Origin of the sequence: Actinoplanes sp. NPDC051633 (assembly GCF_040681735.1) — a bacterium.
Taxonomy (GTDB): domain Bacteria; phylum Actinomycetota; class Actinomycetes; order Mycobacteriales; family Micromonosporaceae; genus Actinoplanes.
On sequence record NZ_JBFAZH010000274.1, the window covers coordinates 1 to 7,797 of the forward strand.

7 protein-coding genes are annotated in these 7,797 nt (G+C 70.6%); 6 read left to right on the forward strand and 1 reads right to left on the reverse strand.

Annotated elements, in window-relative coordinates; genetic code table 11:
* Window positions 1-113: 113 nt before the first annotated feature.
* Window positions 114-947 carry a methyltransferase gene (locus AB0M20_RS17340; protein WP_364299178.1) on the reverse strand — a complete coding sequence of 278 codons (834 nt, stop codon included), beginning with the start codon at window positions 945-947 and terminating at the stop codon, window positions 114-116.
* A 675-nt stretch (window positions 948-1,622) separates the two neighbouring features.
* Between AB0M20_RS17340 and AB0M20_RS17345 the strand changes: the two genes are divergently transcribed.
* From AB0M20_RS17345 to AB0M20_RS17370, 6 genes are all read left to right on the forward strand, one after another.
* On the forward strand, window positions 1,623-2,849 hold the full coding sequence (locus tag AB0M20_RS17345) for a helix-turn-helix domain-containing protein (protein ID WP_364299180.1): 1,227 nt from the start codon (window positions 1,623-1,625) through the stop codon (window positions 2,847-2,849).
* Window positions 2,850-2,865: 16 nt separating this feature from the next.
* Window positions 2,866-3,447 (forward strand): flavoprotein, encoded by a 582-nt coding sequence (locus AB0M20_RS17350; RefSeq protein ID WP_364299190.1) that lies wholly within the window; start codon window positions 2,866-2,868, stop codon window positions 3,445-3,447.
* A 220-nt stretch (window positions 3,448-3,667) separates the two neighbouring features.
* Complete coding sequence (locus AB0M20_RS17355; RefSeq protein ID WP_364299182.1) at window positions 3,668-4,507, forward strand: Nif3-like dinuclear metal center hexameric protein; 840 nt, start codon at window positions 3,668-3,670, stop codon at window positions 4,505-4,507.
* On the forward strand, window positions 4,504-5,238 hold the full coding sequence (locus AB0M20_RS17360; RefSeq protein WP_364299184.1) for a C4-type zinc ribbon domain-containing protein: 735 nt from the start codon (window positions 4,504-4,506) through the stop codon (window positions 5,236-5,238). Before AB0M20_RS17355 ends, AB0M20_RS17360 begins: the two co-directional genes overlap by 4 nt.
* The gene (locus AB0M20_RS17365) at window positions 5,235-6,401 is read left to right on the forward strand and encodes a bifunctional RNase H/acid phosphatase (protein ID WP_364299186.1); all 1,167 of its coding nucleotides are present in this window, start codon (window positions 5,235-5,237) and stop codon (window positions 6,399-6,401) included. Before AB0M20_RS17360 ends, AB0M20_RS17365 begins: the two co-directional genes overlap by 4 nt.
* Before the next feature lie 72 nt (window positions 6,402-6,473).
* A complete protein-coding gene (locus tag AB0M20_RS17370; RefSeq protein WP_364299188.1) occupies window positions 6,474-7,763 on the forward strand; it encodes a glycoside hydrolase family 18 protein in 1,290 nt (429 codons plus the stop codon).
* Window positions 7,764-7,797 lie beyond the last annotated feature (34 nt).

A 7,797-nucleotide genomic window follows, 5' to 3' on the forward strand; every position in this document is an offset into this window, starting at 1 on the left:
CCTCGGAAAGGCGGCTGGGCTACCACTTTGGGCTTGTCCCGCGGGCCGGAGCCCGTAGTGGTAGCCGAGCCACGTGTGGGGTGCTCGGAAAGGTGGGTGGGCTACCACTTGGCTTACGGGAGGGTGGACTGGGTGCCGGTGTGGATCGTGGCGGCCATCAAGAGGAAGGCGTCGTCCCGGTGCAGGACGCTCTCCGGGTCGGTGTCGCTCGTCAGGTGGTCGAGCCGCGTCAGGTCGGCGGCGCTCAGCCGGTCGGCCAGCATCTCGCGGCTGGTGCGCAGGTCGTTGCGGAGGTGATCGCGGGCCTCCGCCCCCAGCGGGGCCGGCAGGTCGAGCAGGAACGTGCGGCTCTGCACCTCGGTCAGGCCCGCCTCGCGGAGCAGCTGCGGCCAGCCGCGCTGGGCGTCGATCGCGCCCATCGGGTGGTGGTGGGCGTGCGAGGCTTCGGCGGTCACCACGTTGATCCGGGCCAGCAGGCCGCCGTCGGCGTGGTCGGGGAGGCAGCGCATCGGCAGACCGCCCTCGCGCAGCGCCAGGACGCCGCCGGGGCGCACCAGCGCGGCCATCTCGCGCACCGCCTCGGCCGGGTCGGGCATGTGGTGGGCGACGCCGCTGACCCAGACCAGGTCGGCCGGCGGCAGCTCGGAGAACTGGTCGGGCAGTATCGCCGGGCGTACCCGGACGCGGTCGGCCAGACCGCGGTCGGCGGCGCGCCGCTCGGCCAGCTCGAGCAACTCCGGCGTGCCGTCCACGGCCAGCACCTCGCTGTCCGGCAGCAGCTCGGCGAGGGAGCAGGCGGCTACGCCGGGACCGCTGCCGATGTCGAGCACCATGCGGGCCCCGGTTACCCGGCCGGCCAGCCAGGACAGCGCCTGGTCGACCATCGGCGCGGTGACCTCGGCGCCGGCGATGAGATGCGGCCCGCGTTCGGCCCAGTTGACGTGCATCCGATGATTATCAACAGCGGACCGGGCGGTGGGTGCCCGCGGGGCGGGATCCGCCGGGACGGGATCCGCTCGGCCTGGAACCGGACGGACGGGTGCCTGCCCATCGAAAATTCGCGTTCACCCATTCGGGTGACTGCACCCCCGCATATCGCACCACTACCTTGTCACCTGACATGTGTGCCCCCGCCCATGCCCAGAAACCGACCGCTACCAGCAACAACGATCCTGCGGCCGGGAGGGCGTCGGCGTCTTTGATCTTGCCGAAGAGCCACATAGCGAGTGCGCCATCCGAAAAGAGCGTAGAGCTGGGAAGAGCAGGCTTCAGCGTGGCCGGGTGCGGCGGCGGGGGTGTTGGGGGCTGTGGATGGCGGGCCTTCAGTCCGATTAGGGGTGGTGGCGGGGCTGTGGATGGCGGATCGAGGACTTCGGACCGTCCGAACGGCTGGGGAAGGCGAGCCCGGCGGTCGTATCAGGCTCCGATGCCGTGTCCAAGCGCGACACGCATCGTTGCTCCGGGCAGATCCACTTTTGCAACGTACGTGCAAAAATAACGAGGATCGCCGAGCAGACGATCACACACGTTGTGCGACCTGTGCGGGCGTGTGGGATCCACACTGCAGGCGACAAGAGGTGAAACTCACCGGTGGGGTCGCCGGCTGAGTGGGGGAGGCACCCGTGGACGAGCTGCCGATCGGCCGCCGCGTCGCCTATTGGCGTGGTCGCCGCAAGATGTCCCAGCAGGTCTTCGCCGACCGGCTGGGCAAGTCGAAGAGCTGGGTGGACAAGGTGGAGCGGGGCGTCCGCCGGCTCGATAAGTTCTCCGTCGTCTACGAGATAGCGGACGTCCTGCAGGTCGACGTCCAGCTGCTTCTCGGCAAGGACGTCGAGCGGCGGCCGGAAACGCAGAACTGCATCGACCAGGTCGAGGTCGAGGAGATCCGCGCGGCGCTGGAGCGGTACGACCAGATGAGCGCGTTCTTCCAGCCGACGCCGCACTCGCCGCCGCTGCAGGAGATGCGCAAGGCGGTCAGTCACGCCTGGCTCACGTACCAGCACGCGAAGTACGGCGTCCTCGCGCGCACCCTGCCCAAGCTGCTGCGTGACGCCCAGGCGGCGGACAGCGCGCACGCCAGCGGCGACGAGGCGGCGACCGCGGCCCACCTGCTGGGGCAGGTCTATCAGATCGCCTCCTCCGCGCTGCGCAAGGTCGGTGAGCACGAGCTGTCCTGGCTGGCCGCCGACCGGTCCATCGCGGTTTCCCAGCGAGCCGGCGACCAGTTGCTGGCCGGCATCGCCAGCTACCGCGTCGGCAGCGCTCTGCTCGCCCTCGGCCGGGCCCGCCCGTCGCTCGAGGTGAACGTCAACATCGCGAACCGGCTGGCGCCCGGGTTCGAGTCCACCGGCGAGGACCGGCTCTCCGTCTACGGCATGCTGCTGCTCAACGGCGCGATGGCGGCTGCCCGGATCGGTGACAGCGCGACCGTGCGCGACCTGATCAGCGGCGCCGAGCAGGCGGCCAACGCGCTGGGTGCCGACCACAATCACTACTGGACGAGCTTCGGCCCCACCAATGTGCAGTTGCACCGGGCCGCGGCGGCGGTCGAGCTGGGTGACGGGCGCACCGCGGTGGAGATGTTCGAGCGCATCGACCACGAGGGCTTCCAGGCCATGCTCCCGGAGCGGCGCGCCCACTACTACCTCGACATCGCCCGCGGGTATGCACAGATCGGCGACATCGAGAAGGCGAGCGAGATGCTCCTCGACGGCGACCGGCTGGCCCCGTCCGAGATTCGTTGCCGCCCCCTCGCGCACGAGGTCCTCTCCGACGTGCTGCGACGAACTCGCGGCACCCCGCCGGCGCCGATCGCGGAGCTGGCCGAACAGATGGGAGTCGGCGTATGAGGTGGGTCCCCGCGTGATGACGAACCCCTCACCCGGTGTGCTGTACATCCTCGTGTGCGGCTCACCGATGGCTCGCGATGTCGGCGTTCTCGTCGGCCTCGCACAGCGGGACGGCTGGGAGGTGTGCGTGATAACCACCCCGGACGGCCGCAAGTTCGTGGATGTGGCGGCACTTCAGGCACAGACCGGCCATCCGGTACGCACGCACTACAAGAACCCCGGCGATCCGGACATGCTGCCGGCCGCCGACGCGATGATCGTGGCCCCGGCGACCGTCAACACAGTCAACAAGTGGGCCGCCGGCATCACCGACACCCTCGTCCTGGGCCTGCTCGTCGAGGGGTACGGCTACGGCGTCCCGACCGCGGTGGTGCCGTACACGAACAAGATCATGGCTGCGCACCCCGCCCTGCACGACAGCATCGCCAAGCTGCGCGACTGGGGCGTGCACGTCCTCTACGGCGACGAAGTGTGCCGGCTCGGCGGCCCCGGTCAGACCGAGCGCTACCGCGCACAGTTCCCCTGGCGGCGCGCCCTGCAGGCGGTCACCGACCCCATGATCGCCAACAGCCGGCTCGAGCCGGGCGCCCTCTCCTAGGGGCCGTCTCGTGGATCGACCAGGGCTGCGGTGCGGCCCAGAGCGCGCCTGACAGCCGCCGCGAAACACCCAAATCCCACCAGGATTAGGGCGCTTTGCGGCGGTTGTCAGCCACGCTCTGGACCGCGCCTCGCACTTGGTCGATCCACGAGACGGCCCCTGGGGGCTGCGGCGACCGCTCGGTGCAGCGGGGCGGAGCCGGTCGGCACAAGCAGTAGAGTTGGCGGCCGTGACCCAACGTAAGCCGGCCGTTCGTGAGGTCGTCGCCGCGCTCGACGAGCGCTATCCGCGTGAGTGGGCCGAGCAGTGGGACCGCGTGGGCCATGTGCTCGGCGAGTTCGACACCCCGGTGGATCACATCCTGTGTGTGGTCGACTGCGTGCCGGACACCGCGGACGAGGCGGTCGAGCGGGGCGCTCAGATGATCGTCGCTCATCACCCGCTGCTGCTCAAAGGCGTGTCGACGCTGGCGCCGGACACGTACAAGGGCCGGATCGTGCACCGCCTGATCAGGGCGGGGGTCGCGCTCTACGTCGCGCACACCAACGCCGATGTGGCGAATCCGGGTGTGTCGGACGCCTTGGCGGCGCGGCTCGATCTGCGCGACACGCGGCCGCTCGTGGCGCAGGAGGATGGCCGGGGCATCGGCCGGATCGGCGAGCTGCCCACGCCGATGCCGCTGGGCGAGTTGGTGGGATTCGTGGCGTCCCGGCTCCCGGCGACCGCGGCCGGGGTGCGTGCGGCGGGAGATCAAAACTGTCCGGTGGGTACGCTCGCCGTCTGCGGCGGCGCCGGTGACTCGTTCCTCGGCGACGCCACCAGGGCGGGCGTCGACGCGTACCTTTGTGCTGATCTTCGGCATCATCCGGCCGGTGAGCACCTGGCGGACGGCGGCCCGGCGCTGATCGACGTCGCGCACTGGGCCAGCGAGCGGCCGTGGCTGGACGAGGTCGCAGGCTGGCTGCGGTCGCGCTTCTCGATCGAAGTGACTGTGTCCGATGTGGACACGGATCCGTGGACTGTGCATGCTGAAAGCCCCGAGAAGGAGTCAGAAGAGTGAAGGCCGCACCGGAAGCCCAGCGCCGCCTGCTCGACCTGCAGGCCGTCGACATCGCCCTGGCCCAGCTCGCGCACCGCCGCAAGTCGCTGCCCGAGCTGGCCGAGATCGAGGCGGTGTCGCGGGAGATCTCCGCGCTCGAGGACGAGCGGGTGCGGGCGCAGGTCGCGGTGGATGATCTGGATCGCGACATCGCCCGTTTCGAGAAGGACATCGAGCAGGTGCGCGCCCGTAAGGACCGCGACCAGAAGCGGCTGGCCGCGGGGGGCGCGCTGCGCGAGATCGAGGGCCTGCAGCACGAGCTGGCCACGCTCAACCGCCGGCAGTCCGAGCTCGAGGACTCCGAGCTCGAGCTGATGGAGCAGCGGGAGACGGCCGAGCAGGCGCTCAACGACGTTAAGGGCCGGCTGGCCGCGGCGGAGGAGCGGCGTTCGGCGGCCGAGGCGCGGCGGGACGAGGCGTACGCGGAGATCGGCAAGGAGGCGGAGTTCAAGCAGTCCTCCCGGGGCCCGCTGGTGGCCGACCTGCCGGCCGATCTGATCGCGCTGTACGACAAGATCCGGGCGGACTCCGGGCTCGGCGCGGCGCTGGTGCGCTCCGGGCGCTGCGGCGGCTGCCGGATCGAGCTCTACGGTGCCGACCTCAACCGGGTGAAGTCGGCGCCGGCCGACGACGTCGTGCGCTGTGAGGAGTGTCGCCGGATCATGGTCCGGACCGCGGAGTCCGGGCTGTGAGCTTGCGCGTTGTCGTCGAGGCGGACGGCGGCTCCCGGGGGAACCCCGGGCCGGCCGGATACGGCGCTGTGGTGCGCGAGGCGGCGACCGGCGAGGTCCTGCTCGAGCGGTACGCCTCGCTGGGCACCACGACGAACAACGTGGCCGAGTACACCGGCCTGATCGCCGGTCTGCGGGCCGCGGGCGAGCTCAACGCCACCCACGTCGACGTCCGGATGGACTCGAAGCTGGTGGTCGAGCAGATGTCCGGCCGCTGGCAGATCAAGAACCCGGGCCTGCGCCCGCTGGCGGCCGAGGCGGTGCGGCTGGCGGGCCGGTTCGAGCAGGTCACCTACGACTGGATCCCCCGCGAGCGGAACAAGGCGGCCGACGCGCTGGCCAACCGGGCGATGGACGAGGCGGCCGGAAAGCCGGTCCGCGACGTCGAGAAGGAGATGCGATCGGCCCCGGAGGGGCCTGGGTTCTCCGCCCTTGCCGGAGGCTCAGCGGCCGGTAGCAGCACAGCTACCCCCAAGCGGTCGTGGGCGCCGCCCGCTTCGACCGAGGACGCGACGCGATTGATCCTGGTGCGGCACGGTGAGACCGCCTACACCAAGGACGGTCGCTATTCGGGCCGCGGCGACATCCCGCTCTCCACCGAGGGCGAGGCCCAGGCAATGGCGGCGGCCGGGCGGGTGGCCGGGCTCGCCCGCGAGGTCGCGGCCGTGGTCACCTCACCCCTGACCCGGTGTACGCGCACCGCGGAGGTCATCGCCGCCGAGCTGGGCGGCGCCGATGTGACCGTGCTGCCGGATCTGATCGAGTGCGACTTCGGCGACTGGGAGGGCCTGACCTTCGGCGAGGTGCGCGAGCGCTGGCCGCGGGAGATGGACGCCTGGCTGGACTCGCCGTCCGTGGCGCCGCCCGGCGGGGAGTCCTTCGACGCCGTGGCCGCGCGTGCCCGTAAGGCGGTGTCGACCGTGCTCAGCGCGTACCCCCGTGGGGTCGTGGTCCTGGTCTCGCACGTGTCGCCGTTGAAGTTGATCCTGCGTGATGCCCTGGACGCCTCCGACGGGTTTCTGCACCGGCTGTATCTGGACGCGGCGGGCGTGTCCACGATGGACATCTGGCCGGACGGCAATCTCGCTGTGCGGTCGGTGAACGAAACGGCACACCTGCGCTGACCGAGCTTGACCTCGGTCGATGGGCGGTCTAGCTTCCACCAACAGGAAAGTTTCTTCACTGTTGGAGTGCTCATGCGTAGTCCGCTCCGCCGTATTCTCGCCGTGGGTGCCGCCGCCGCGGTGTCGCTCACCTTTGCCGCCACGCCGGCCGACGCCGGCGACCACCGGTACGTCAAGGTCGGATACTTCACCCAGTGGGGCATCTACGGCCGCAACTTCCCGGTCAAGAACCTGCAGACCTCGGGCGCAGCCCAAAAGCTGACCCACATCAACTACGCGTTCAGCGACGTCACCAAGGACGGTGTCTGCGCCTCGGCCGACCCGTGGGCCGACTGGCAGGTCCCGTTCCCCGACGAGACCAGCGTGGACGGTGTCGGTGACGTCGCCGGTCAGCCGGTCGCCGGCAACCTCAACCAGCTCGCCGAGCTCAAGCGGGCCAACCCCCGCCTGCGGGTGCTGATCTCGCTGGGCGGCTGGACCCTGTCCAAGAACTTCTCCGACGCCGTCCTGACCGCGGCGTCCCGCCAGAAGCTCGTCGACTCCTGCGTGGACCTGTGGCTCAAGGGCAACCTGCCGGGCGCCGAGCCGGGCGCCGCGGCCGGGATCTTCGACGGCATCGACCTCGACTGGGAGTGGCCGGGATCGGCGGGCGACGTCGGCAACGTCATCCGGCCCGAGGACAAGGAGAACTTCACCGCGCTGCTGCGCGAGTTCCGCGAGTCGCTGGACCGGCTCGGCCGGGCCCGGCACCACAAGTACGAGCTGACCGCCTTCCTGCCGGCCGCCCCGGCCAAGATCGACGCCGGCTTCGAGGTCCGCAAGATCTTCAAGTACCTCGACTTCGGCACCGTGCAGGGCTACGACTTCCACGGCACGTGGGAGCCGCGGGCCAACCAGCAGTCGGCGCTGCGCGTGCCGGCCGGCGCGCCGGACAACCCCGACTTCTCGATCACCACCACGATCGACGCGTGGCTCGACCGGGGCGCGCCGCGCCGCGACCTCGTGCTGGGCATGCCCTACTACGGACAGGGCTGGACCGGGGTGACCGGTGGGCAGAACGGCCTCTTCGGAACGGCGACCGGTCCCGCGCCGGGCTCCTTCGCCGCCGGCAACGAGGACTACAAGGTGCTGGCGGGCCTGCCGGCGCAGGGGTACACCGTGTACCGCGATCGGCGGGCCGGGCACACGTACCTCTACAACGGCACGACGTTCTGGACCTTCGACGATCCGGAGCAGCTGACCCAGAAGACGACCTACATCAAGAACAAGGGTCTCGGCGGGGCGATGATGTGGTCGCTCGACGGTGACGACGCCAACGCGTCGCTGACCAGGGCAATCGCCCGCGGGCTGCGTACCCCCTGACCTGAGCCTTGCCGGTGGTGCGCCGCTCGGCGCA